Here is a 24358-nt window from a genome sequence, read left to right on the forward strand (position 1 = left end):
AGCCAACTTCGATGATCAGAAGCGAGCTGCACTCGGGCTGGACCGTGCGTGCCGCCGGCGGGCCGGTGCCCGAGGACATCGCCGCCGAGACGGTGGCCGCGACCGTGCCCGGCACGGTGCACACCGACCTGCTCGACGCCGAACTGATCCCGGACCCGTACCTGGGGGAGAACGAGACACGGCTGGCCTGGTTCCACCGGGCGGCGTGGCTCTACTCCACCCGGTTCGAGGCGGGGCCGCCCGCCGGGGACGAGCGGGTCGACCTGGTCTTCGAGGGGCTCGACACGGTCGCCACGATCACGCTCGACGGTGACGAGGTGGGCCGGACCGCGAACATGCACCGGAGCTACCGGTTCGACGTCCGTGACCGGTTGCGGGGCGGGGAAGCCGAGCTGTCGGTGCGGTTCGACTCGGCGCTGGAGTACGCGGAGCAGTTGCAGAAGGTGATCGGGGAGCGCCCCCGGCCGTATCCGCACCCGTTCAACGCCGTACGCAAGATGGCTTGCTCTTTCGGGTGGGACTGGGGTCCCGATCTGCAGACCGCGGGGATCTGGAAGCCGGTGCGGCTGGAACGGTGGAGGACGGCGCGGCTCGCCTCGGTCCGGCCCCTCGCGATCCTGGACCCGGACGGCACGGGCCGGCTCACCGTCCACGTCGACGTCGAGCACGCCGGGCTCGGCGCGGATCGTCCGGTCGTCGCGGAGGTCCGGGTGGGCTCCCACGTCGCGCGGATCCCGCTGCGGGCCGGTGAGACGTCCGGCACGACCGGGATCGCGGTCCCGGACGCTCCGGTGTGGTGGCCGGTCGGCTACGGCGACCAGCCGCTGGTCGAGGTGCAGGTGACGCTGTGGGATGAAGCGGAGCAGCTCGATGCCTGGGCCGGCCGGGTCGGCTTCCGGACGATCACCGTGGACGAGACCCCCGACGAGATCGGGAGCCCCTTCACGTTCGTCGTCAACGGGCAGCCGATCTTCGTCCTGGGGCTCAACTGGATCCCCGAGGACCACCTGCTCACCCGCCTGAACCGGGAGACCTACCGGGCCGCGATCGAGCGCGCCGTCGAAGCCGGCGCGAACCTGCTGCGGATCTGGGGCGGCGGCATCTACGAGAGCGACGACTTCTACGACGTCTGCGACGAGCGCGGCATCCTGGTCTGGCAGGACTTCCCGCTCGCCTGCGCGGCCTACGCGGAGGAGGAGCCGCTCCGCTCGGAGATCCTCGCCGAGGCGCGGGAGAACGTCGCCCGGCTCACCCCGCACCCGTCGCTCGCCCTCTGGAACGGCGGCAACGAGAACATCTGGGGACACGAGGACTGGGACTGGAAACCCGCGCTCAACGGGCTGAGCTGGGGCGCGCGGTACTACTACGAGGACTTCCCGGCGCTGCTCGCCGAGCTCGACCCGACCCGGCCGTACCACCCGGGCAGCCCGTCCAGCCCGGGACACGACCCCGAGGTGATCCACCCCAACGACGACCGGTACGGCACCCGGCACGAGTGGGAGGCGTGGAACCGGCAGGACTACACGTACCACGCGAACTTCCTGCCCCGGTTCTGCTCCGAGTTCGGCTGGCAGGCGCCGCCGACCTGGTCGACGCTGCGGGAGTCGCTCGCCCCGGAGGACTTCGACCAGGAGTCGCCCGCTTTCCTGCTGCACCAGAAGGCGGCGGGCGGCAACGACAAGCTGAACCGGGGGATCGCCCGCCACCTGCCGGTGCCCGTGGAGTTCCAGGCGTGGCACTGGGCGGCGCAGCTCAACCAGGTGCGGGCGACGTCGTACGCGATCGAGCATCTGCGCGGCCACGCGCCGCGCACCATGGGCAGCATCCTCTGGCAGCTCAACGACTGCTGGCCGGTCACCTCCTGGGCCGTCGTCGACGGCGCCGGGCGGCGCAAGCCGGCGTGGTACGCGCTGCGCAGGTCGTATGCGCCGCGCCTGCTGTCCTTCCGGGACGGCGGGCTGGTCGCGGTCAACGACACCGCCGCCGCGTGGCGCGGGACCGTCCGGCTGCGCCGGGCCGGATTCGACGGCGCGGTGCTGGCCTCGTCCGAGGTGGAGCTGGACGTTCCGGCCCGGTCGGTGCGGATCTCGGCGCTGGCCGCGGAGCTGACCACACCCGCGGACGGGACCCGGGAGGTGCTGGTCGCGGATGCGGACGGGCTGCGGGCCACTCGGCTCTTCGCCGAGGATTTCGATCTCGCGTACGATCCGGACGCGCTCAGTGCGGACATCAGCCCCGCCGAGGGCGGATACTCCATCACCGTGACCGCCACCTCGTTCGTTCGCGACGTCGCCGTGCTGGCCGACAAGATCGATCCTTCGGCCGTGGTCGACGACATGCTCGTCGATCTGCTGGCGGGGGAGAGCCACACGTTCCACGTCCGTACCGTGTGGACCGATTCCGGAGGGTTCCTGGAGCCGGGGGTGGTGTGTTCGGCGAACACGCTCGCCGCCGAGGATCTCGCCGCTGAGGGCCTCGCTGACGCGGCTGAGGACTGAGTGCGGTGGCCGGCGGGCTGATCGGGCTGGTGCTGACCGGCAGCGCCGCCCGGGTCGGGGTGGAGCCGTTCTTCATGGAGCTGATCGCGGGCATGGAGGAGGCGCTCGCCCCGGCCGGGGCGACGGTGCTGCTGCTGGTGGTGCCGGACCTCGCCGCCGAGCTGGCCACCTATCGGCGGTGGGCCGGCGATCACACCGTGGCGGCGGTGGTGGTGGTCAACCTGGTCCACGACGACGTACGCCCGGCGCACGTGGCCGGACTCGGCCTGCCCGCGGTCCTCGCCGGCCGGCATCCCGGACCGTTCGCCAAGGTGGTGACGGCTGACGCCGCGGCGATGACCACGGCGATCGAGGCCCTGAGCGGGCTGGGTCACCGGGTGATCGGGCGGGTCAGCGGCCCCGCCGACCTGGTGCACACCGCCGAGCGCACCACCGCGATGCGGACGGCCGCCGCCCGGCGCGGCGTCGGGGTGGAGATAGTGGAAGGCGACTACAGCGCGGAGAGCGGGGTCCGTGGCCTGCGTGAGCTGCTGGCGTGCCGGCCCGCGCCGACCGCGATCGTCTTCGACAACGACGTGATGGCGGTCGCCGCCGAGCAGGAGCTGATCCGCTCCGGGGTGTCGGTGCCGGCTCAGATCAGCCTGCTGGCCTGCGACGATTCGCCGTTGTGCGAGCTTGCGGTGCCGCCGCTGTCGGCGTTGAGTACCGACGTCCACGAGCACGGGCTGATCCTGGGGCGCGCCGTTCTCGACCTGGTCGACGGTGAGCCCGTCCGCGAGCACCCGGGCCCGCTGATCAGCGTCCGCCAGCGCGAGAGCACCGGCCGCGCCCCCGCCGCCTGACAGATTCCGGCAGCGAGGCGACTACCCAAAATGAATGGTTGTTGTGGATTTGGGGGAAACTTTCGTATTTACTTCATATGAATATACGGGCATGGCTCGGTACGGATCGTGTTGGCAGGTCACACGGTTGGTGTCGGAAGATTGGCGGAAGTCACGCACGGTGCCTCGGTGAAGATGTCCGATACCTTGTCGTGAGGCGCGGGGGTGCCGCTGATGATGATCGTGTTTGTTGCGTTGATCGGCCTGGTGGTCGCGCTCGGCCTGGCGTTCTGGCCGTGGCCCGGCCGCGCGCCCGCGGTAGGGCGCGCCGCGGTGCCCGAGCAGGCCGGCCGCCCGGAGCCGGTGGTTCCGGAGAAGATGCCGGACAGTCTGGAGGGTGTGCTCACCGTCCAGCTCATGGGTGGCGAGATCTCCCGGCGGCAGTATGTGCGCGCCCTGGAGCGGATCGCCGCCCGGGACGAGCGACGTCACCCGATGTCGGTCCCGCCGGACTATCGCCCCTGAGCACCCGCGCCCCACGTCGGCTGCGGGAAACGTCCCGGGATGGCAGGGTTGATCCCGGCGACGAAAGGGTGGGGCATGGCGGAGATCGTGGTGATCCGACACGGGCAGACGGAGTGGAGCGCCAACCGGCGGCACACGTCGTACACGGATCTGGAATTGACCCCGGAGGGTGAGGCGCAGGCGCGCCGAGCTGGGCAACGTCTCGGCGGACGGACCTTCGCCGCGGTCCTCTCGAGCCCGCGGCGGCGGGCGCGCAGGACCGCGGAGCTGGCCGGGCTGGCGGTCACCGAGGTGGTCGACGACCTGGCCGAGTGGAACTACGGGGAGTACGAGGGGCTCACCACGAAACAGATCCGGGTGGATCGGCCGGACTGGTCGCTGTGGGCGGACGGCTGCCCGGGCGGCGAGGCGCCGGAGCAGGTCGGGTCCCGGTTGGACCGGGTTCTGGCCCGGGCTCGGGAACTGGTCGCGGACGGCGACGTGGCACTGGTCGGGCATGGGCACAGCCTGCGGGTGGCCGGCGCCCGCTGGATCGGGCTGCCGCCGAGCGGCGGCGGGCTGCTCAAGCTCGATACCGCGACGCTGTCGGTGCTCGGGTTCGAGCATGCGGTCGAGCCGGTGCTGACCACCTGGAACGCCCCCGGCTGAAGGCGTCGGACGGGTCCCGGAGACGGGGCGGTCCGAGGCGTCGGGCGGCGCCCGGGAGGTGGGGCCGGTCTGCAGCATCGGGCGGCGCCCGGGAGGTGGGGCGGTCATCGGGCGGGCGGCGCCGTGAAGCAGGACGGTTGCCTCACAGCGCCGCCCCGCCCGGTCACAGGATGGCTCTGTTGTCGCTCGGGCCGGGAGCGATCAGCCATTGTGCATCGGGGGCACGCTCCCATTCTCCGGACGTGGCGTGGCACACATGCCATACCGTCCTTCGATGGCTCGGGCGAGTGTATTTAACGCATACTGACACGTGTAAGTAGTAAAGTCACCCCATGCCCGAGCTCCGCCGGATCACCAGCGCCGATGTCGCCCGCCGGGCCGGGGTCTCCCGCGCCACGGTCAGCTACGTCCTGAACGCCACACCCGGCCAGAGCATCTCCCCGGCCACCCGGGACCGGGTCCTCGAGGCGGCCTCCGGTCTCGGCTACGCGCCGTCCGCCGCCGCCCGCACCCTGCGCACCGGGCGCTCCGACGTGGTGCTCTGCCTGCTCCCGGACTGGCCGATCGGCAACGAGGTGGGCAATCTCCTGGGCAACCTGTCGACCGCGCTGGCCCGTGAGGGGCTCACCTTCGTCGCGCACCCGGGTAGCCGTGAGGACCGGCCGATCGCGGAGATCTGGAAGGCGATCACCCCGGCCGCCGTGCTCTCCTTCACCGACTTCTCCGACGGCGAGACCGAGGCCATGCAGGCGGCCGGGGTCGCGCTGGTCGTCGCCCTGCTCGGCCGGGCCGGCCGGCACGCGCTGGAGCTGGAGCTGCCGCAACAGCTGACCGGTCGGCGCCAGGCCGAGCATCTGACCGGGACGGGGCACCGGAGCCTTGGGTACGCGTACCCGGACGATCCGCGGTTGCGGATCTTTGCCGATCCCCGGCTCGCCGGCGTGCGGGCGGCTGCGGGCGGGGAGCCGGTGGTGCGGACGGTTCCGCTCGACCCGGTGGCGGCCGCGGTGGCTGTGGACCGGTGGTGCGCCGAGGGTGTGACCGGGATCTGCGCGTACAACGATGAGGTCGCGCTGGCCGTGCTTGCCGGGGCCCGCAGACTGGGGCTCACCGCGCCGCGGGATCTGGCCGTGATCGGAGTCGATGACATTCCGGCGGCGCGTTTGGCCGTACCGCCGTTGACGACGGTGACGACGGATCAGGGCGCGCTCGCCGCTCATCTGGCAACGACGGTGGTGGCCGCGATAAGCGGGCGATCCGCGCCGCTTCTCTCCGCCGCCGACCTGGTCCGCGTCGTGATCCGCGAGTCAGCCTGAGCGCGTTCCGCGAGGCCGCCTGTCTTCGTTCCGCAATCTTGCCTGCGCGTGTTCCGCGAGGCCGTGTGTCTTCGTTCCGCAGCCTTGCCTGAGCGCGTTCCGTGAGGCCGTGTGTCTTCGTTCCGCAGCCTTGCCTAAGTGCGTTCCGTGAGGCTGTTTCAGCGCTTTGCGAGATCGACTGCCAACGAATGCACAGGCGTGGCACACGGCTTCTCAAGGTCGGAGGCGAATCGTGGAGGGTACACGAGGGACCCCCACGAGGAGATGATCACCATGATCAAACAGCTGACCCGTGAAGTCGAGGCCCGCATCCCGGCGCCGGCCGCCGATCCGGTCGTCGCCGTTCTCGGTCGGCAGGGCGCGCTGCCACGGCATCTGCCTTCCGGGTGGACCATCCGCCGGCTGTCCGACCTGGACGATGCTCGGCCCGGTGAGATCGTGCTGCTCAGCGGGGTCGGCGTGGGCGAGGTCCGGCGGGCGCGGGCGATGCTTCCCCGGCGGACCACGATCGTCGTGGTGATCGATGAGTGGGCGTCGGCGGAGCTCGTCGCCGAGGTACTGAGCGCGGGCGCGGACGCCTGCGTTCGCGACGGCCACCCCGCGATCCTGGCCGGCCACCTGGTCGCCTGCCGTCGCCGCCAGCTCGCCGAGCGCTGGGCGAACCTCGACCTGGCCCGCGCCGCGTGACGTTGCGGCCGGTCAGTGGATGTCGCGGCTGCTCAGGGTTGGGTGAGGAGGGGCGGGGCATCGCGGCCGTTCAGCGGGTGGTGCGTAGGCGGTTGACGTCGCGGCCGGTCAGTGGATGTCGCGGCTGCTCAGGGTTGGGTGAGGAGGGGCGGGGCATCGCGGCCGTTCAGCGGGTGGTGCGTAGGCGGTTGACGTTGCGGCCGGTCAGCGGGTGGCGAGTAGGCGTGCCATCTCGGTGCGGGAGCGGACGCCCAGCCGGGCGAAGACGTTGCGCAGGTGGTGATCGACGGTTCGCGGACTGAGGTGCAGCTCCTGGGCGACCTCCCGGTTGGTGGCACCTTCGGCGACCAGGGCCGCGATCCGCTCCTGCTGAGCGGTCAGCCCGCCCTCGACGGTGCAGCCCGCGCCGGTCGCGGGTCGTTCGCCGGCGGCGCGCAGTTCGCGTACGCTCTGCGCCGCCCACGGATCCGCCCCCAGCAGCCGGAACGTCTCCGCCGCCCGCCGCAGGTGTTCCCGCGCGGCGACGTGCCGCCGGCGCCGGCGCAGCAACCGTCCGTACAGCAACTCGGTGTGCGCCCGTGGGAATCCACCCTCACCGACCCGCCGCAGCGCCGTGTGGAAGTGTGCCTCGGCCGCCTCCCCGTCCCGGGTCCGTAGCGCCCGGCACCGGTCGCGCAGCGCCAGCCACACGTCCTGGCCGGTTCGCCCGGCCCAGTCGTCGAACGCCGCCGCCACCGGGTTCAGCGCCGGCTCCGGCCCGGCCGCCTCCAGCAGGTGCGGCACCACCGCGACCCGCAGCAGCGCCGATCCTCGCCCGGGTGGGCCGGCGACCAGGGTGTGCAAACGTTGAGCCGCGGCCCGCTGCCGTCCGTCGACCAGGTCCAGCAGGGCGAGGGCCCATTCGCAGAGCGGCCGGGCGTGATCGGTCCCGGTGGCCGCCCGGATCCGGGCCTGCCCGTTCTCCCGGTCGCCGACCAGCGCCGCCAGCACGGCGAGCAGGCCCAGATGGGTCGCGGCCAGCGCGCTCTGCCCGGTGCCACGGGCCATGGCGACCCCGTCGAGTGCGGCCGTCGTCGCCGAGTCGTAGTCGCCGGCCGCCATCCCGGCGAGCGCCGCCAGTTCGAGGGCGCGCGGCACCAGGCTGCGTGCCCCGCCCGCCGCGGCCAGCACCGCCGCCCGTCCGGCCGCCGCGGTCGCGCGCCGGGCGTCGCCGACGAGGATGCCGGCGGTGGCCGCCCTGATCAGTGGCATCGGCTCGGCGACCCGGCCGGCCAGGTCCAGCTCCCGCCGGAACCGGGTGAACGCCGCCGGCTGGTCCCCGCACGCGATCTCCGCCAGGCCCGCCACGTGGTGATAGGCCATCGCGACCGCCGGCGTCTCGTCGCCGTGCTGTCGCGCCATGACCCGCCGGGCCAGCACCGCGTACCTGACCTGCTCGCCGGCGAGGCTCGCGGCCTCTCCGGCCAGCGACAGCGCGTCCAGCGCCGCCAGCGGATCACCGTCGCCGAGCTCCGCCGCGACGTCCAGCAGGATCTCCCGCGACGTCGGTTCGTCGGGCCGCATCTCCGCCGCCAGCCCACGGGCGCGCAGCCGAGTCCGCGCGGGTGCCGGCAGACCCGCCGACGCTCCGGCGCTGGCCGTGACCGTCGGCGTTGCGTCGCTTGCTGTGGTCGTCCCATCGCTGGCTGTCGCCGTTGGCGTTGCGTTGCTCGCTGTGGTCGTCGACGTCCCGTCGCCGGCTGTGGTCGTTGGTGTTGCGTCGTTGGTTGTCGGCGTTGTGTTGCTCGCTGTGGTCGTCGACGTCCCGTCGCCGGCTGTGGTCGTTGGTGTTGCGTCGTTGGTTGTCGGCGTTGTGTTGCTCGCTGTGGTCGTCGACGTCCCGTCGCCGGCTGTGGTCGTTGGTGTTGCGTCGTTGGTTGTCGGCGTTGTGTTGCTCGCTGTGGTCGTCGACGTCTCGTTGCCGGTTGTGGTTGTTGGTGTTGCGTTGCTGGCTGTGGTCGTCGACATCTCGTTGCTGGCTGTGGTCGTTGGTGTTGCATCGCTCGCCGTGGTCGTCGACGTCTCGTTGCTGGCTGTATTTGTTGGTGTTGCGTCGTTGGTTGTCGGTGTTGCGTCGCTGGCTGTGGCCGTCGACGTTCCGTCGCCGGCTGTGGTGACCGACTCGATCGCGGCGCTGCGGTGCCACCCGGTGCTGCGCTCCGCGTCGCGGATCAGCGGGATGGCCTCGTGCGGGCGGCCGGCCAGCCAGGCGGAGCGGGCCGCGCCGACCAGCGCGGCGGCGCGTTCGGCCGGATCGCGGGTGAGCTCCGCCGCGTACCGGAGCGCCTTGGCGGCCTCGGACGGTGCGGCCGGCGCGGCAGCCTCGGTGAGCGCTGCGGCGAGCGCGGGATCCGCGGTGGTCGCCGCCGCGGCGCGGTGCAGCAGCGCGTCCAGCAGCCGCCCGCGAGCGGCCGAGACCCGGGCCAGGGCGAGGTGCGCGGCCCGCCGCGCGATCGCGGGCATCTCCCGGTATGTCACCGCGCGCACCACCTCCGACCCGAAGTGGACCCGAGTCCCGTCGATCGTGATCAGTCCCGCCCGTTCGGCGGGCGCGAGGTCATCCAGTCCTGGGCCGGCACCGACGGTCGCGGCGGCGAGCGGGTCGGATAACGGAGTCGGGGCGCCGGCGGCCGCGGCGGCGAGCGGGTCGGAGAGTGGCGCTGGAGTGCCTGCGGTCGTGGCGGCGAATGGGTCGGAGGGCGGTGCTGGAGTGCCTGCGGTCGTGGCGGCGATTGGGCCGGAGGGCGGTGCTGGAGTGCCTGCGGTCGTGGCGGCGAATGGGTCGGAGGGCGGTGCTGGAGTGCCTGCGGTCGTGGCGGCGATTGGGCCGGAGGGCGGTGCCGAACTGCCTGCGGTCGTGGCGGCGAATGGGCCGGATAGCGGAGTCGGGGCGCCGGCGGCCGCGGCGGCGAGCAGGTCGGGGAGCGGGACCGGGGGATCGGCGGCGGCCAGGAGCAGCAGTTCGCGGGTGGCCGGCGGCAGAGCCCCGAGCTCCGCGCGCAGGCGCCGCCGCAGCGGGCTGTCCGGCGGCAGCGTGACCGGGAGTGGGGCGTAGCCGCGGCGCTGTTCGGGGGAGAGGGCCGCGGCCAGGTCGGTCAGGGCGGCGGGGTTGCCGCCGGAGAGCCCGGTCAGCGCGGCCGCCACGTCGTCGGCGAGGTCGGGGGCGCGTGCGGCGAGCAGGGCGCGGCAGTCTTCCGGCGAGAGCGGCGGGACGGGCCGGGCGCACTCGGCGAGGTCCGGTGGGCCTGCGGCCAGCAGGGCGATCCGTTGGCCGCCGAGGCGGCGGGCGGCATACGCGATGACCCGCAGGGACGGCGGATCGAACAGGTGGGCGTCGTCGAGGAGGCAGAGCAGCGGGCGGTGGGCCGAGGCCGTACCCAGTAGACGCAGAAGTGAATCGCCCGCGGTGACCACATTCCGGCCGTGGAAATCCTCGTCCGGTCCGGGCCCGGCGGTGAGCGAGCGGCGGGCCTGGTCGGTCAGGCGGTGCAGGGCCGCCAGGGCGAGGTCGCGTTCGGCGAGGTGGCCGGGGACGGTGAGGACCGTCCAGCCCTCGGCCTGGGCGGCGGCCGTCCGCAGGAGGGTGCTGCGTCCGGAGCCGGGGGCGCCGCCCAGCAGGAGTGCGCCACCCCGGTTCTCGGTGGCGGCCCGCAGCAGCCGTTCAACTTCCTGCACTAAAGGTGCATGAAACATGTCGAGAGTGTTGCTCGCGACGACCCGAAGTTAAAGAAGGTTGTCGATGTCGTGCAGAGGGTGAAATTTCCGGGATGTTGCGGAGCGATGAACACGGAGCCGGTGATTTCGCCGATGCGTGCTCGCCGGGGTGCTGCGCAGACTGGCGCTCGTCGATCCGTTCCCCCAGGTGAAGGAGTGTTCGACGTGCACCGATCATGGAAGAGGCTACTGGTGACGGTGGCCGCCGCCGTCGCGGTCACCGCACCGCTCGGCGCCACCGCCGCGCAGGCCGCCGACAACCCCTACCAGCGTGGCCCAGCGCCGACCATGGCCGCGCTGCAGGCGAGCCGCGGACCCTACGCCGTCTCGCAGGTGAGCGTCTCCTCGCTCAGCGTCTCCGGTTTCGGCGGCGGCACCATCTACTACCCCACCAGCACCGCCGACGGTACGTTCGGCGGGATCGCGATCTCGCCCGGCTTCACCGCGTACTGGTCGAGCATCTCCTGGCTGGGCCCGCGCCTCGCCTCGCACGGCTTCGTGGTCATCGGCATCGAGACGCTGACCACCCTGGACCAGCCCGCCTCGCGCGGCGCGCAACTGCTGGCGGCGCTGGACTACCTGACCCAGCGCAGTTCGGTGCGCGCCCGGGTGGACGCGAGCCGGCTCGCGGTGGCGGGGCACTCGATGGGCGGCGGCGGCAGCCTCGAGGCGGCCAGTGACCGGTCGTCGCTACAGGCCGCGGTGCCGCTCGCACCGTGGAACACGGACAAGTCGTGGACCGAGTTGCGGGTACCGACCCTGATCGTCGGCGGACAGTCGGACACCATCGCGCCGGTGGCGAGCCACTCGATCCCGTTCTACAACAGCATCCCGGGTTCGGCGGAGAAGTCCTACGTGGAGCTCGCCGGGCAGAGTCACTTCTTCCCGCAGTCGGCGAACACCACGACCGCGGTGCAGGCGGTGTCCTGGCTGAAGCGGTTCGTCGACGACGACACCCGTTACGACCAGTTCATCTGCCCGGGGCCGAGCGGCCTGCTGGTCTCGGATTACCGCGCCACCTGCCCGCTGTCCTGACGGGGAGACTGGAGTCGTCAGCGGTTGACGGCTCCAGCCTACCGCGCCCGTCCACCCCGGTCACTCGGTCGAAAGACCGTGCCTGACCAGGGATTTTCTCCGTAGGGTCGGTCACTGTCGCCGATCTGTGGGAGGAATTCTGAACGTCGACGAGCTGGACCGTGCCCGCCTGCGTGGTCTGGGGCGGAACCCGGCACTCCCCGAGGACCTGTTCCTCCGCCTGATCGAGCACCCCGGAATCGAGTCGTGGCTCCGGAGCTTGCTGATCGCCGGCCGGACGGAGTGGACCGACGAAGCGTTCGACGCCCTCGCGGCGCACCCCGACCCGGAGATCCGGGCCGACCTGGCCCAGTCCGCCGGCAGCACCGGCCGCCAGCGCGCCCGCCTGGTGGACGACCCGGATCCCAGGGTACGCACGGCACTCGCCGTGGGGCCGGAGGATCGGCACGAGCCGATGCCGGACGAGGCGTACCGGCGGCTGGCCACCGACCCGGATCGACGGGTGCGACGGGGCATCTGGACGCTGGCCTGTCTGCCGGACGAGGCGAGAGCCGTCCTGGACACTCTGGAAGACCCGTTCGCCGCGAGGCCGGGCGAGTCCGGCCCGCCCGAGCCGCGGAGGGCGGAGCCCCGGGTCCTCGACCGGGCCGAGGTGGAGCGGCTGGTCCGCAGCGACCGCCCGGAGGACCGGCTGCGGGCGGTGCGGGACGCCCCGTCGCCGCCGGCCCTCGGCGCGGACCCTGACCCCGGGGTGCGGCTCTGGTTGTCGATGCGGCCGGATCTGACCGAGCGGGAGCGGGCCGCGATCGATCATCACGTCGGCGGGGACGACCGGCTGCCGGTCCTCGACTGGGTGCGGCGCGCCGCCCCGGAGACGCTGGACCGGTGCGTCCGCTCGAGGCACGTCGGGCTACGCCGCAGTGCGGTGCACAACCCGGGGCTGACCCCGGAGCACGTCGCGATCCTGGCCGGGGATCCGGACTTCGCGGTGCGCCTGATGCTGTGTGAGCAGTACGACGACGTGCCCCCGCACCTGGTGGTGCGGACGTACCTGGAGGCGCAGGGCCGGGTGCTCACCCCGCACAGGCTGCTGCGGCATCCGGCGTTCCCGCGGACGGACCTGGTCCGGTACGCGGACTCGCCGCGCTGGGAGGCCCGTGCCGTGGTCGTCATGGACCCGACCGCCCCGGCCGAGCTGATCGACCGGCTCAGCCGCGACGACGATGCCGGAGTGCGCGCCCGGATGGCCGGTGACGGGCGACTGAGCACCGAGCGGGCCCTGGAACTGCTGGCCGACCCGACGACCGCCGTATGGGCCGCGGCCAACCCGAAGCTGCCACGCGCGGTGCTGGAGCAGATCCTCGTGGCCGCGATGGCGGAGGGGTCACACCGACCCGTCACCTCCACGAGCTGACCGAGATCTGATGCGGACATGACCGTGCCGGCGTCGCCACGACGGGGGGCGAGCGACGCCGGCACGGTGTTTTACCGGGGATGGGTCAGGAGGTGGCGGTGGCCGCCGGCTGCAGGACCTTGCAGGTCTCGATGGCCTTCTTGGTGGCGGCGTCCGCGGTGTTGAGGCTCGCGGTGTCGGTCACGCCGTTCTTCTTCAGGCAGTCGTTGAACGCCGCGTTCGCGCCGTTCCCGCCGCCACCGTTGCCCCGGCCGCCGAAGCTGGGCCGCACCGACGCGCACGCCTCCTGGGCCTTGGTCCAGGTCGCGTCGTCCACGCCCTCCGGCTTCTGGAAGCCGCCGCCACCGGGGAAACCACCGCCGCCGTTGCCGCGGCCCCCGCCGAAGCTGCCGGAGGGCCGGGGCTGGCCGGACGGGAAGCCGGCGCCGCCGGGGCCGCCGGAGGGCCGCACGCCACCGCCGGGCCCGCCGGACGGCATCGTGATCGTGACGCCGTTCTTCGAGAGGCACTCGGTGTACGCCGCGAACGCCGAGTTGCCGCCGCCGTTCTGCCCGGTCGAGCCGTTCGAGGTGCCGTTGCTGCTGTCGTCCTTGCTGCCGCACGCCGCGGTGAAAGCCACCGAGACGAACGCCACCGCCGCGCACGCGGCGACCCGGCGGGCCACCTTCGACTTGACTACCGGCACAAGCGTCTCCTCTTCGCCACGGGCCCGCCTCCTTTTTCATCGGGCGGGCACGACGGCATAGCGAACCCGGACTTCCTATGCGCAAGGTCGGACCGGGCTAGGAATTCCCTTTGAGCGGGGCCGCCGCTCCGAGCGAACTCCGAGGCAGGACCGAGCCCGCGGCCAGGGAGGGTCTTCAGACTCCTCGACCATGGGTGTTGCACTGGCCGGTCGCCGGCGTTGGATCTGGCTCGGCGTCTCGGTCGTCGTGCTCGCGTTGCTCGCTTATGGCGTGGTGCGCGCGCTGACGGCGGACGGCGCGGAGGAGTCGAAGGCGGCCGAGACCGTCACGGTCGACAAGGGCGCGGTGACGACCGAGGTCGCGACCACCGGCACGCTGGCGGCGGCGCAGACGCGCAGTCTCTCGTTCGCGGTGGCCGGCACGGTGGAGACGGTCAAGGTCCGGGCCGGTACGACGGTGACCGCGGGCCAGACCCTCGCGACGGTGGCCGACGAGGACGCGCGGGAGGCGGTCGACGACGCGCAGGACGCGCTGAACTCGGCCGAGGAGTCGCTGGCGGACGCGAAGGAGGCGTCCGGGTCGTCGACCTCGGCGGCCGGCACCGGCTGCAACGCGGCGGCGGCGTATCGGGTGGCGGCCACGGCCTCGTCGTCGGTCTCCGCGTCTCCGTCCGCGTCAGCGGTCCCGTCCGCTTCCGCGACCGTCAGCGCGACGGCCACGGCCACGCCGACCAGGACCAAGAGCACCGGCACCGGCGGCGGCAACCCCGGCACCGGCACCTGCAGCGGGAGCGGCGGCAGCGGCCAGCAGGGCGGCCAGAACAGCGGCACCGACGCCATCCTCAGCGCTCAGCAGCGGGTCAACTCCGCCGAGGTGAAGCTGGCGGAGGCCGAGGAGGCGCTGGAGGGTGCCACGATCACCGCGCCGATCGCCGGCCGGATCCTCACGGTCAGCGGCAAGGTCGGCAGCCAGGTGAGCTCCGGCTCGGCGTTCGTCACCCTGGCCGACATCTACGACATGCAGATCAGCGCCGACTTCCCGGAGGCCGACGCGGATCACCTCGCGGTCAAGCAGAAGGCGGTGATCACCCTGGCCGACAAGCCGGGCGAGACCTTCGACGCCACCCTGGTGGTGGTCGACCCGGTCGGGACCAGCGACGGCACACTTACCAAGTTCGGCGTGGTGCTCTCCTTCGTCGACGCGCCCAAGGACCTGCTGGTCGGGCAGAGCGCGCAGGTGAAGGTGACCACCGGCAGCAAGACGGACGTGCTGCGGGTGCCCAGCACCGCGGTGCACGACATCTCCGGGACCGACGCCACCGTTCGCAAGGACGGTGCCGAGGTGAAGGTGCAGATCGGCCTTCGCGGCGACCAGTACACCGAGATCACCTCGGGTCTGACCGAGGGGGACACGGTCGCCCGCTCCTGGTAGTGACAGCGGGCTCATAGCTGATTCAAAGAAACCGTTGATACTTCTTGGCGGTGCTTTCCGAAACCCGTTACTCCATGACCGTCGGTGACACGTCGGCGCGGCCCACCCGCGTCCTCGTCGTGGACGACGAGCCGAACATCTCCGCGCTGCTCAGCGCCACGTTGCGGCTCGTCGCCTTCGACGTGCGGGTCGCCGAGACCGGGCACTCCGCCCTGGTGGCGGTCGCTGAGTTCGAGCCCGACCTGATCGTGCTCGACGTGATGCTGCCGGACGTGGACGGGTTCGAGGTGGCCCGGCGGCTGCGCGCCGCCGGGTCCCGGACTCCGGTGCTCTTCCTCACCGCCCGTGACGCGGTCGAGGATCGGATCCTGGGGCTCTCCGCCGGTGCCGACGACTACGTCACCAAGCCGTTCAGTCTCGAGGAGGTCGTGCTACGGATCCGCGCCATCCTGCGGCGCAGCCAGCCGGAGGAACCGAAACCGGACACCAGCGTGCTCCGGTACGCCGACCTGGAGTTGGACGAGGACGCCCACGAGGTACACCGGGCGGGCCGTCTGATCGAGCTGTCGCCGACGGAGTTCAACCTGCTCCGCTACCTGATGATCAACGCCGGCCGGGTGGTCAGCAAGGCACAGATCCTGGACCGGGTCTGGAAGTACGACTTCGGCGGCGACGGCCGGATCGTCGAGTCCTACGTCTACTACCTGCGTCGCAAGATCGACCGGACCGATCCGCCACTGATCCACACCGTGCGAGGCGTGGGGTACGCGCTGCGGCTGCCCCGCGAAGAATGACAGCCTTCAGTTCGTTCCTGGGTGGTGGGCGGGGCGGCCGGATGGGAGTGATCCGGCGTTTCCCACCTTGGCGGCACTGGACTTTGCGGTCCCGCCTGGTGCTGGTGGTCGGCGTGCTGGCCGCGATCGCCCTGGTCGCGGCGAACCTCACCGGTGTCCTGCTGATCCGTTTCTACCTGCAGGACCGGATCGACCAGCAGCTCACCGGCATGTCACGGGCCGTGGAGTTCGGCAACCCGCCGCGGGAGGCGTACGCCCCTCGCCGGGGTTTCCGGATCGGCCCGGACCAGTTGTCGTACGTCTATGCCGCGGACGGCTCGCTGGATGTCGGCAGGAGCACCGCCGTCGATGAGTCCAAGCCGCCGGTGACCCCGTTCTCCGAAGTGGTGGCGCGGGCGGTGACCAAGAAGCCGTACACCGTCACCGGCCCGGACGACACCGACTGGCGGATGATCGCCCTCCCGATCGGCACCACCGGCGGGTACGTGCTGCTCGGCTCCTCCCTGTCTGAGGTGCGGCAGACCAGCGACCAGCTCCTGCTCATCGACGCCGGTGTGATGCTGCTGATCCTGGCCCTGCTCGGGCTGGGCGCGGCGTACGTGGTCCGGATCGGCCTGCGCCCGCTGACCGAGATGGAGGCGGCGGCCGCGGAGATCTCCGGCGGTGATCTCTCGATGCGGGTGCCCGGCGCCGACCCGCACACCGAGCCGGGCCGGCTGGGGCGGGCGCTCAACTCGATGCTCGCCCGGATCGAATCGGAGGCGAGCGCGCGGACCGCCTCGGAGCAGCGGTTGCGCCAGTTCGTCGCGGACGCCTCGCACGAGCTGCGCACCCCGCTCACCTCGATCCGTGGCTTCGCGGAGCTGTACCGGCGCGGCGGCGCTCCGGCCGGCCCGCTGCTGGACGAGACGATGAGCCGGATCGAGGCCGAGGCCGGCCGGATGGGTGTGCTGGTCGAGGACCTGCTGATGCTGGCCCGGATGGACCGGCAGCGCACCCTGGACCTGCGCCCGGTGGATCTGCTGGAGATCGCCGCGGACACCATCCGGGACGCGCACGCGCGGGTGCCCGGCCGCAAGGTGCTGCTCGCCGGGCTCAGCGACGACGAGGACACGTTCGAGCCGGCCACCGTGCTCGGCGACGATCACGGCCTGCGGCAGGTGGCCACCAATCTGGTCGCCAACGCGCTGCACCACACCCCGGCCGGCACCCGGATCACGGTCCGGGTGGGGCAGGAGCCGGCCGGTCCGGCCGGCGAGGCTGCGGTGTGCTCAGGTCCGTTGACTGTCAGTGATGGACAGTCGATCGCGGTGCTGGAGGTCGAGGACGACGGGCCCGGCGTGCCGCCCGAGCATGCGCCCCGGATCTTCGAACGGCTCTACCGGGCCGACCCCAGCCGGACCCGGGCCAAGGGCGGCGGTTCCGGGCTCGGCCTGGCCATCGTGGCGGCGATCGTGCACGGGCACGGCGGCTGGGTGGAGCTGTGCGAGACGCCCGGTGGCGGTGCCACCTTCCGGGTGCTGCTTCCGTCCGTCGGTGACTGGGCGTGAGATTCTAAGCTGGCTCCGAGCTTCCGCCGAATCTCCTCCAAGGCCGCGCACCCAGAGTGTGCGGCATGAAGGTACGCCTGAGCCGCCACCCGTCCCTGGTGGTCAACGCCGTGATCGGCGTCGTGCTCGTCGCCGGGGCCATCACGGTGTACGAGACATTTTCCTCCTCCGGCGACGGGGGAACGGCCGCCGTGGCCTCCGAGCGAACGGTCTCGGCCCAGCAGGGCACGGTCACCAAGACCGTGACCGCGGACGGCACCGTGGAGAGCGCGAGCACCGCGAGTGCGAGCTTCGAGACGAGCGGTACGGTCACCGCGATCAGCGTCAAGGTCGGCGACAAGGTCAAGAAGGGACAGGTGCTGGCGAAGGTCGACCCGGCGGCGGCCAAGCGCACGCTGGCCGAGGCCGAGGCCAACCTGGACGCCGCGAACGACGCGCTGGACCGGGCGCAGGACGCCGGCTCGGACACCACCGACGCGGAGAACTCCGTGACCGAGGCCCAGTTGGCGGTCGACGACGCGGAGGCCGGGGTCGCCGGGACCACCCTGACCGCCCCGATGGCCGGCACGATTACGTCGATCAGCGGCACGGTCGGCAGCTCCGCCTCCGGCACCGGCTCGTCGAGCTCGTCCAGCGGCGGCGGCTCGCAGGGCGGGGGCGGGTCGGACTCCTCGTCGTCGTCCTCCACCGGCTTCATGGAGATCGCCGACCTGACGAAGATGCAGGTCTCCGCGAGTTTCGCCGAGGCGGACGCGACCAAGCTCAAGGAGAAGCAGGTCGCCACGGTGACCTGGAACGCGCTCAGCGGCACCAGCCAGAGCGCCAAGGTCACCGCGATCGACCCCTCCGGCACCACCTCGAACAGCGTGGTCACCTACGGCGTCACGCTGACCCTGGACAAGGTGCCGACCGGCGCGAAGGTCGGACAGACCGTCTCGGTCGTGGTGACCACCGGCTCCAAGGAGAACGTGATCGCGGTGAACTCCGCGGCGATCACCACGGTCGGCAACCGGCACACGGTCACCGTGGTCGCCAACGGCGTGAAGGAGACCCGCACGGTCGAGATCGGCCTCGCGGGCGACTCCACCACGGAGATCACCTCCGGGCTCGCCGCCGGCGAGAGCGTCGTCGTCAAGACGACCTCGACCAGCAGCGGCAGCAACCAGCAGAACGGATTCCCCGGCGGCGGTAACTTTCCCGGTGGCGGTGGAAACCTCGGCGGTGGAAACCTCGGTGGCGGCGGCGCCCGGACCGGCAACGGTGGCGGCCGATGAGCGAGCTTGCGAGCGAATCCAAAAGCACAGTCATCAGCTCATCGCGGCGCCGGAGCGCAGCGGAGGTGGCGCGATGAGCCGCCCGGTCCTCGACGTCCAGGACCTCAAGAAGATCTACGGTACGGGTGAGGCGACCGTCCACGCGCTGCGCGGGGTCTCGATGACCGTGCACCGTGGCGACTATGTGGCGATCATGGGCTCGTCCGGCTCGGGCAAGTCGACCCTGATGAACATCCTGGGCGCGCTCGACATCCCCACGACCGGTTCGTACAAGCTGGACGGTGTCGAGGTCGGCACGCTCTCCGACGCCCAGCTCGCCCTGGCCCGCAACCGGCTCATCGGGTTCATCTTCCAGGCGTTCAACCTGATCCCTCGTACGTCCGCGGTGGCGAATGTGGAGCTGCCCCTGGCGTACGCCGGAGTGAAACCGACGGAGCGGCGCCGCCGCGCGCTGGCCGCCCTGGACATCGTCGGTCTCGCGGACCGGGCCGATCACGAGCCCAACCAGCTCTCCGGTGGTCAGCAGCAGCGGGTCGCGGTGGCCCGGGCCCTGGTCACCGAGCCGGCCCTGCTGCTCGCCGACGAGCCCACCGGCAACCTGGACAGCAAGTCCACCGACGACGTGCTGAAGGTCTTCGACGACCTGAGCGCGGCCGGGCGGACCATCGTGATCATCACGCACGAGAACGAGGTCGGTGCCCGGGCCAAGCGCCTGGTCCGCCTGGTCGACGGCGCGATCGTGACCGACGTCCGGCAGTCCCCGATCGACCTCCCGCCGGTCGGCGCCGCGGCCGCGCACGCCCGGGTGCAGGCGGTCGCCGCCGGCCACGTCGCGGCCGGTCACGCAGTCGCGGTCCGGGCCGGGGGCACCACCTACGGCAGTCCGGCCGGCTCGGAGTGGAACGGGGGCCGGCACAGCTCATGACCGGGCGAAGCGAGGAAAAAATCAAACGCGGGGTGCTCGCATGAACTTCTTTGAGGTCGTCAGGTTCTCGCTCCGGGGTCTGTCGGCGAACAAGCTGCGCTCGGCGCTCACCATGCTCGGCATCCTGATCGGTGTCGCCGCGGTGATCCTGCTGGTCGCGGTCGGCAACGGCTCGGCCAAGGCGATCAGCGACCGGATCGAGGCGCTGGGCACCAACACCATCACCGTGATGAGCACCGGCCGCGGTGGGTCCAGCAGCACGGCGCTCACCAAGAAGATGGCCGACGCGCTGATCGACCCGGAGCTCGCCCCGGACATCAAGTCGGTCTCCCCGGTGGTGAGCGCGTCGTCGGCGACGATGACGTACGAGGGCTCCGACCACTCGGTCAGCACCTTCGTCGGCACCACGCCCGCCTGGTTCGCCGCCTCCAGCACCCCGGTCGAGAAGGGCGCGTCGTTCACCGAGGACGACGTCAACCAGGGACGCCGGGTGGTCGTCATCGGACAGACCGTCGCCGAGGAGCTGTTCCCCGGGGTCGACCCGATCGACAAGCAGGTCACCGTGAGCGGCGCGCTGTTCACCGTGGTCGGCGTGCTCAAGGAGAAGAGCTCCACCGGCTTCCAGGACTCCAACGACACCGCGGTCGCCCCGCTCACCGCGGTCCAGCAGGTTCTCGCCGGCTACGGCTCGCTGACCTCGATCATCGTCGAGGCCAAGGACCCGGACAAGGTGGACGCGGTGCAGAGCGAGGTCTCCACGATCCTCGACCAGCAGCTGAACGTGTCGTCCACGTCGTCGAGCGGGAACAGCAACAGCACGCCGTACCGGATCCAGAACGCGTCGTCGCTGCTGGAGACCCAGACCGAGACCGCCGACACGTTCACCACGCTGCTCGGCGCGGTCGCCGCGATCAGTCTGCTGGTCGGCGGCATCGGGATCACCAACATCATGCTGGTCACGGTCACCGAACGGACCCGGGAGATCGGCATCCGCAAGGCGCTCGGCGCGCCCCGCCGGACGATCATGACCCAGTTCCTGATCGAGGCGACCCTGCTGAGCGTGCTCGGTGGCGCCCTCGGCGTGGCGGCCGCGCTGATCGGCAGCCACTTCACGATCGTCGGCGTGAAACCCGTGATCGTGCCCAGTTCGATCGGGCTCGCCGTCGGTGTGTCCATCGCGATCGGGCTGTTCTTCGGCGGCCTGCCCGCCGCCCGCGCCGCCCGCCTGCGTCCCATCGACGCGCTGCGCTACGAGTGAGGACTGAAGCTGTGAACCGGATGAACGACGAGACCGCCGTCCTGCCGACCGTGCCGGCGCCCGCCGACCCGGTCGAGCCCGACGACACCGACAACGAGGGCCTGGCCAAGGAGCTCGCCGCCGCCGCGCCCAAGCAGTGGTGGAACCGGGGCACGATCGGGCTGGGCGTGGCCGTGCTGCTGATGGGCGGCTTCCTCGGCGGGGTCTACTCGCAGAAGGAGTGGGGCCAGTCCTCGACCGCCGCCTCCGGCTTCCCCGGCGGCCGCAGCGGCGGTGGCTTCCCGACCGGCCTGAGCGCCAGCGGCTTCCCCGGTGGTGGCAACTTCGGCGGTGGCGGTAACTCCGGCGCCGGCCAGGGCAGCACGGGCGGCACCGGGACCACCGACGCCGGCACCACCGGCACGGTCAAGCTGGTCAACGGCACCACGATCTACGTGCAGACCGCGGACGGCACGGTCGTCACGGTCAACACCGACGGCAAGACCACGGTGTCGACCGCGAAGAAGGGCAAGCTCGCCGACGTGAAAGCGGGCGACTCGATCACGGTCAAGGGTGCGACCGGGAGCGACGGCGCGGTCACCGCCACGTCGCTGACCTCGCAGCACAAGTGACCAAGCACCCATTGATGAGCGCGGCCTCCGCTCCCTAGGCTGAGCCCAGCTCAGGACTAGGGGGTGGCCGCGTTGCCGCGCGAACTGCCCACATTGCACGGGCGGGCACCGTTGCTCGCCGAGATCGAGGCGCGCCTTGCCGGTGGTGGTGGGGTGGCCCTGCACGGGCCGCCCGGCATCGGCAAGACCGCGCTGCTCGACGCCGTCGCCGAGCAGGCCGCGGCGCGCGGGGAGCGGATCCTGCGCCTGCGGCCGGCGCGCGGCGAGCGCACCCTCGCGTACGCGGGCGTCGCCGACCTCGTCCGCCAGGTGCCGCCGGACGCGGTGGCGGCCCTCGCGCCCGCCGCTCGCAACTCGCTCGCCGCCCTGCGTCAGGGGCGGCCGCCCCGCACCGGCGTTCCGGCCCTGGCCCGCCGCCTGCTGCTGCCCGCCCTGCTCGCGTACAGCGCCCGTGGCGCCGGGGTGCTCCTCGTCCTCGACGACGTGCAGTGGCTCGACCCGGAGTCGGCCGCGCTGATCGGCTTCGCGATGCGCCGCCGCCCCGGCGCCCGGATCCGGGCCATCACCGCCGAGCGCCGCCCCGACCGCGGCGGTCGCGGCCGTGCCGCCCGGCTCTGCCCGCCCCCGGTCACCGAGATCGCCGTGCCGCCGCTCACCCCGGACGACCTCACCGCCATGCTCGAGGCCCGCGGCCTGCCCTGCCGCACGGCCAGCCGCCTGCACCGTGCCAGCGCCGGCAACCCGTTCCTGGCCCTCGCCCTGGGCAGTACCGGCGCCGACGGTCCCGCCTGGCGTCCGCCGCCGCTGCCCGAGGCCGCTCGTGACCTGGCCCGCGACCTGCTCGACTGTCTCTCCGCCGAGGTGCACGCGACCCTGCTGATGGCGGCGCTGGCCACCGACCCGACGGTCACCCTGCTGCTGCGCGCCGGCCGCGAGGAGGCCGACCGCGAGCTGCGCCTGGCCGCCGCGGCGGGCGTCGTCGAGGTGACCGGCGAGGCGATCCGGTTCACGCCGTCGCTGATCGCGCAGGTGCTGGTCGAGCAGACGGCGGCGGGTGAACGTACCGGAGCTCATGCCGCACTCGCCGCGGCCGCGCTCGAACCGCTCGAGGCGCTGCGGCATCGTGCCCTGCGTGCCGCCCGCCCGGACGCCGGCGTGGCCCGGCGGCTCGCCGCCGCGGCCGCCCAGTGCGCCGCCCGCGGGGCCGATCGCACCGCAGCCGAGTTCTACCTGCTGGCCGCCGACCGCAGCCCGCACCAGCTGGCCGCCGAGCGCCTCGACTGGCTGGTCACCGCCGCCCGCACCGCGCTCACCGGCGGCGCGCCGGCCCTGGCCGGGCGAGCCGCCGAGGCGGTGATCGCCGCCGACGCCCCCGCCGGCCACCGGGTCCGGGCCCGGGTCGTCCTGATCGACCTGGCCGGGCAGGCGCTCGGCGAGATGGGTGAGATGTTCGCCGCGGCGCTCGCCGAGGCCGGCGAGGACCCCGCGCTGCTCGCTCCGGTCCGGCTCCGGCTCACCTGGCAGGCCATGATCACCGGCGAGCCGGACCGGGCCGCCGTCGAGGCCCTGCGCACCATCGCGATCGCCCGCCGGGCCGGCGACGCGACCAGCGAGGCGATGGCGCTCAGCGGCCTCGCCCAGATCCAGCGGATGCGCGGCGAACCGGCCTGGCGCGACTCGCTCGCCCGGGCCCTCGCGCTGCCCGCCTCCCCGGCGCCGGACTGGCTCCATCTCGGACCGCACTACATGGCCGCCCGCTTCGCGATGATCGACGACCGGCTCGACGAGGCCCGCGCCGAACTGCTGGCCCTGCTCGCGGTCGCCGAACACGACCGGATCGGCGAGGCCCGGGTCGAGGTGCTGCGTAGCCTCTCCGAGGTGGCGACGCGGGCCGGACGCTGCCGGGAGGCGCTGCGGTACGCCCATCGCGCCGTGCAGGCCGCGCAGGAGGCCGGCCTGAGTCCCGGCCCGACCTGGTACACCGCCGCGGTCGCCGAGCTGGCCGGCGGCAGTCTGCCCGCGGCCGCCGGCTTCGCCCAGCGCGGCATCCGCGCCTCCGAACAGGAGGGCGACAACATCTATCTACGCCGGAACCTACACGCGCTGGGCCAGGCCGGCCTGCGCTCCGGCGAGACCCGGGCCGGGGTCGCCGCGCTGCGCCGCCTGCGTGACCTGGAGGCCGAGGCCGGCAACTCGGACCCGATGATCGTGCGCTGGCACGCCGACCTGGCCGCCGGTCTGGCCGCGCTCGGCGACCACGTCGAGGCGGCCGAGACGCTGGCCCGCGCCCGCAAGGCCGCCGAACAGCTGGGCAGCAGCCCCGCCCTGGCCGGCTACCTGGACCGGGCCACCGCGATCGTCCACTCCGAGAGTGGCCAGGCGGACTCGGCCGTCGAGCTCTCCACCGCCGCCGCGCACCTGTTCGAGCAGCTACGCCAGCCGGTCGAGCAGGGTCACGCGCTGCTGGTGGCCGGCGGAGCGGAACGCCGCCGGCGCCGCTATGCCGCCGCCCGCCTGCTGATCGGCGCCGCCCTGGCGATCTTCATGTCCGCCGACGCCCGCCCCTGGGCCGAGGAGACCGAGCGCGCGCTGGCCCGCACCGAGGGCAGCCTCGCCCCGGAACAGGGCCTGACCTCGACGGAACTGCGCATCGCCGCCATGGTCCGGGACGGCGCCAGCAACCGGGAGATCGCCTCCCGCCTGTACCTGAGCGTGAAGACGGTCGAGGCGACCCTGACCCGGGTCTACCGCAAACTCGGCGTCCGCTCCCGCACCCAGCTCTCCTCCCGCCTCCAGGCCATCGAAGGCACCCTCCCCGACCCGAACTAGACCTTCGGTCGCCGCTGGGCTGCTGGTCCTTCTTCTCAACCCGTCGATCGCCGCCGGGCCGCCGGCTCTTCTTCAACCCTTCTCCGGTACGTCCGATGGAGCCCCGCGGTCGGGCCTCTCGGCCGAGCCCTGTGGCGATCTCGCGCGACGTCCGTCGCACCCCAGACTCCGGCGCGCGCCCCGGCCCGTTCGGCTCACTGCGCGAGGCTGCTGCCATTCCCGCCCGTGGCGCGCCGCCCTGCCCTCCCCTTCACCGCGCGAGGGCGCTGCCCTTCCCGGGCCGCGGCGCGCCACCGGACCCGG

General features: G+C 72.6%; 18 protein-coding genes. 16 read left to right on the forward strand and 2 right to left on the reverse strand.

Features of this window, described 5'->3' with window-relative positions:
- The first annotated feature begins 11 nt into the window (after window positions 1-11).
- The 6 genes from CHC09_RS20540 to CHC09_RS20565 all read left to right on the forward strand — a co-directional run bounded on the left by CHC09_RS20540 (window position 12) and on the right by CHC09_RS20565 (window position 6495).
- On the forward strand, window positions 12-2498 hold the full coding sequence (locus tag CHC09_RS20540) for a glycoside hydrolase family 2 protein (protein ID WP_089294769.1): 2487 nt from the start codon (window positions 12-14) through the stop codon (window positions 2496-2498).
- Between the two features lie 5 nt (window positions 2499-2503).
- Complete coding sequence (locus CHC09_RS20545) at window positions 2504-3340, forward strand: LacI family DNA-binding transcriptional regulator (RefSeq protein WP_089294770.1); 837 nt, start codon at window positions 2504-2506, stop codon at window positions 3338-3340.
- 213 nt (window positions 3341-3553) lie between these two features.
- Window positions 3554-3844: a hypothetical protein gene (locus CHC09_RS20550; RefSeq protein WP_143232436.1), complete on the forward strand. Its 291-nt coding sequence runs from the start codon at window positions 3554-3556 to the stop codon at window positions 3842-3844.
- A 75-nt stretch (window positions 3845-3919) separates the two neighbouring features.
- On the forward strand, window positions 3920-4492 hold the full coding sequence (locus CHC09_RS20555) for a histidine phosphatase family protein (RefSeq protein ID WP_089294772.1): 573 nt from the start codon (window positions 3920-3922) through the stop codon (window positions 4490-4492).
- 332 nt (window positions 4493-4824) lie between these two features.
- A complete protein-coding gene (locus tag CHC09_RS20560; RefSeq protein WP_089294773.1) occupies window positions 4825-5808 on the forward strand; it encodes a LacI family DNA-binding transcriptional regulator in 984 nt (327 codons plus the stop codon).
- A 273-nt stretch (window positions 5809-6081) separates the two neighbouring features.
- Entirely contained in the window at window positions 6082-6495 is a 414-nt protein-coding gene (locus tag CHC09_RS20565) for a hypothetical protein (RefSeq protein WP_089294947.1), read from the forward strand.
- A 204-nt stretch (window positions 6496-6699) separates the two neighbouring features.
- Here CHC09_RS20565 and CHC09_RS20570 read toward each other — a convergent pair whose 3' ends face one another.
- Complete coding sequence (locus CHC09_RS20570; protein ID WP_179277202.1) at window positions 6700-10209, reverse strand: helix-turn-helix transcriptional regulator; 3510 nt, start codon at window positions 10207-10209, stop codon at window positions 6700-6702.
- Window positions 10210-10413: 204 nt separating this feature from the next.
- Here CHC09_RS20570 and CHC09_RS20575 point away from each other — a divergent pair, with 204 nt between their 5' ends.
- Window positions 10414-11283, forward strand: a complete 870-nt coding sequence (locus CHC09_RS20575) for an alpha/beta hydrolase family protein (RefSeq protein ID WP_089294948.1) — start codon at window positions 10414-10416, stop codon at window positions 11281-11283.
- A 127-nt stretch (window positions 11284-11410) separates the two neighbouring features.
- Complete coding sequence (locus CHC09_RS20580; RefSeq protein WP_089294775.1) at window positions 11411-12697, forward strand: hypothetical protein; 1287 nt, start codon at window positions 11411-11413, stop codon at window positions 12695-12697.
- Between the two features lie 85 nt (window positions 12698-12782).
- Here CHC09_RS20580 and CHC09_RS20585 read toward each other — a convergent pair whose 3' ends face one another.
- Window positions 12783-13382, reverse strand: coding sequence for a hypothetical protein (locus CHC09_RS20585; RefSeq protein WP_089294776.1), 600 nt, complete (start codon window positions 13380-13382; stop codon window positions 12783-12785).
- 190 nt (window positions 13383-13572) lie between these two features.
- On the opposite strand from CHC09_RS20585, the gene CHC09_RS20590 reads away from it, so the two are divergent.
- The 8 genes from CHC09_RS20590 to CHC09_RS20625 all read left to right on the forward strand — a co-directional run bounded on the left by CHC09_RS20590 (window position 13573) and on the right by CHC09_RS20625 (window position 24055).
- Window positions 13573-14814 carry an efflux RND transporter periplasmic adaptor subunit gene (locus CHC09_RS20590; RefSeq protein WP_089294777.1) on the forward strand — a complete coding sequence of 414 codons (1242 nt, stop codon included), beginning with the start codon at window positions 13573-13575 and terminating at the stop codon, window positions 14812-14814.
- A gap of 74 nt (window positions 14815-14888) precedes the next feature.
- The gene (locus CHC09_RS20595; protein WP_089294949.1) at window positions 14889-15608 is read left to right on the forward strand and encodes a response regulator transcription factor; all 720 of its coding nucleotides are present in this window, start codon (window positions 14889-14891) and stop codon (window positions 15606-15608) included.
- Window positions 15605-17158, forward strand: a complete 1554-nt coding sequence (locus CHC09_RS48455; RefSeq protein ID WP_275407874.1) for a sensor histidine kinase — start codon at window positions 15605-15607, stop codon at window positions 17156-17158. The genes CHC09_RS20595 and CHC09_RS48455 overlap by 4 nt, the downstream gene beginning before the upstream one ends.
- A gap of 65 nt (window positions 17159-17223) precedes the next feature.
- On the forward strand, window positions 17224-18432 hold the full coding sequence (locus CHC09_RS20605; protein ID WP_089294778.1) for an efflux RND transporter periplasmic adaptor subunit: 1209 nt from the start codon (window positions 17224-17226) through the stop codon (window positions 18430-18432).
- Window positions 18433-18505: 73 nt separating this feature from the next.
- Window positions 18506-19357 carry an ABC transporter ATP-binding protein gene (locus CHC09_RS20610; RefSeq protein ID WP_089294779.1) on the forward strand — a complete coding sequence of 284 codons (852 nt, stop codon included), beginning with the start codon at window positions 18506-18508 and terminating at the stop codon, window positions 19355-19357.
- A gap of 40 nt (window positions 19358-19397) precedes the next feature.
- On the forward strand, window positions 19398-20615 hold the full coding sequence (locus CHC09_RS20615) for an ABC transporter permease (RefSeq protein WP_089294780.1): 1218 nt from the start codon (window positions 19398-19400) through the stop codon (window positions 20613-20615).
- Between the two features lie 20 nt (window positions 20616-20635).
- The gene (locus CHC09_RS20620; RefSeq protein ID WP_179277203.1) at window positions 20636-21226 is read left to right on the forward strand and encodes a hypothetical protein; all 591 of its coding nucleotides are present in this window, start codon (window positions 20636-20638) and stop codon (window positions 21224-21226) included.
- Between the two features lie 63 nt (window positions 21227-21289).
- The gene (locus CHC09_RS20625; RefSeq protein ID WP_239138367.1) at window positions 21290-24055 is read left to right on the forward strand and encodes a helix-turn-helix transcriptional regulator; all 2766 of its coding nucleotides are present in this window, start codon (window positions 21290-21292) and stop codon (window positions 24053-24055) included.
- Window positions 24056-24358: the final 303 nt, after the last annotated feature.

Origin of the sequence: Actinoplanes regularis, from assembly GCF_900188005.1 — a bacterium.
In the GTDB taxonomy this organism is placed as follows: Bacteria; Actinomycetota; Actinomycetes; order Mycobacteriales; family Micromonosporaceae; genus Actinoplanes; species Actinoplanes regularis.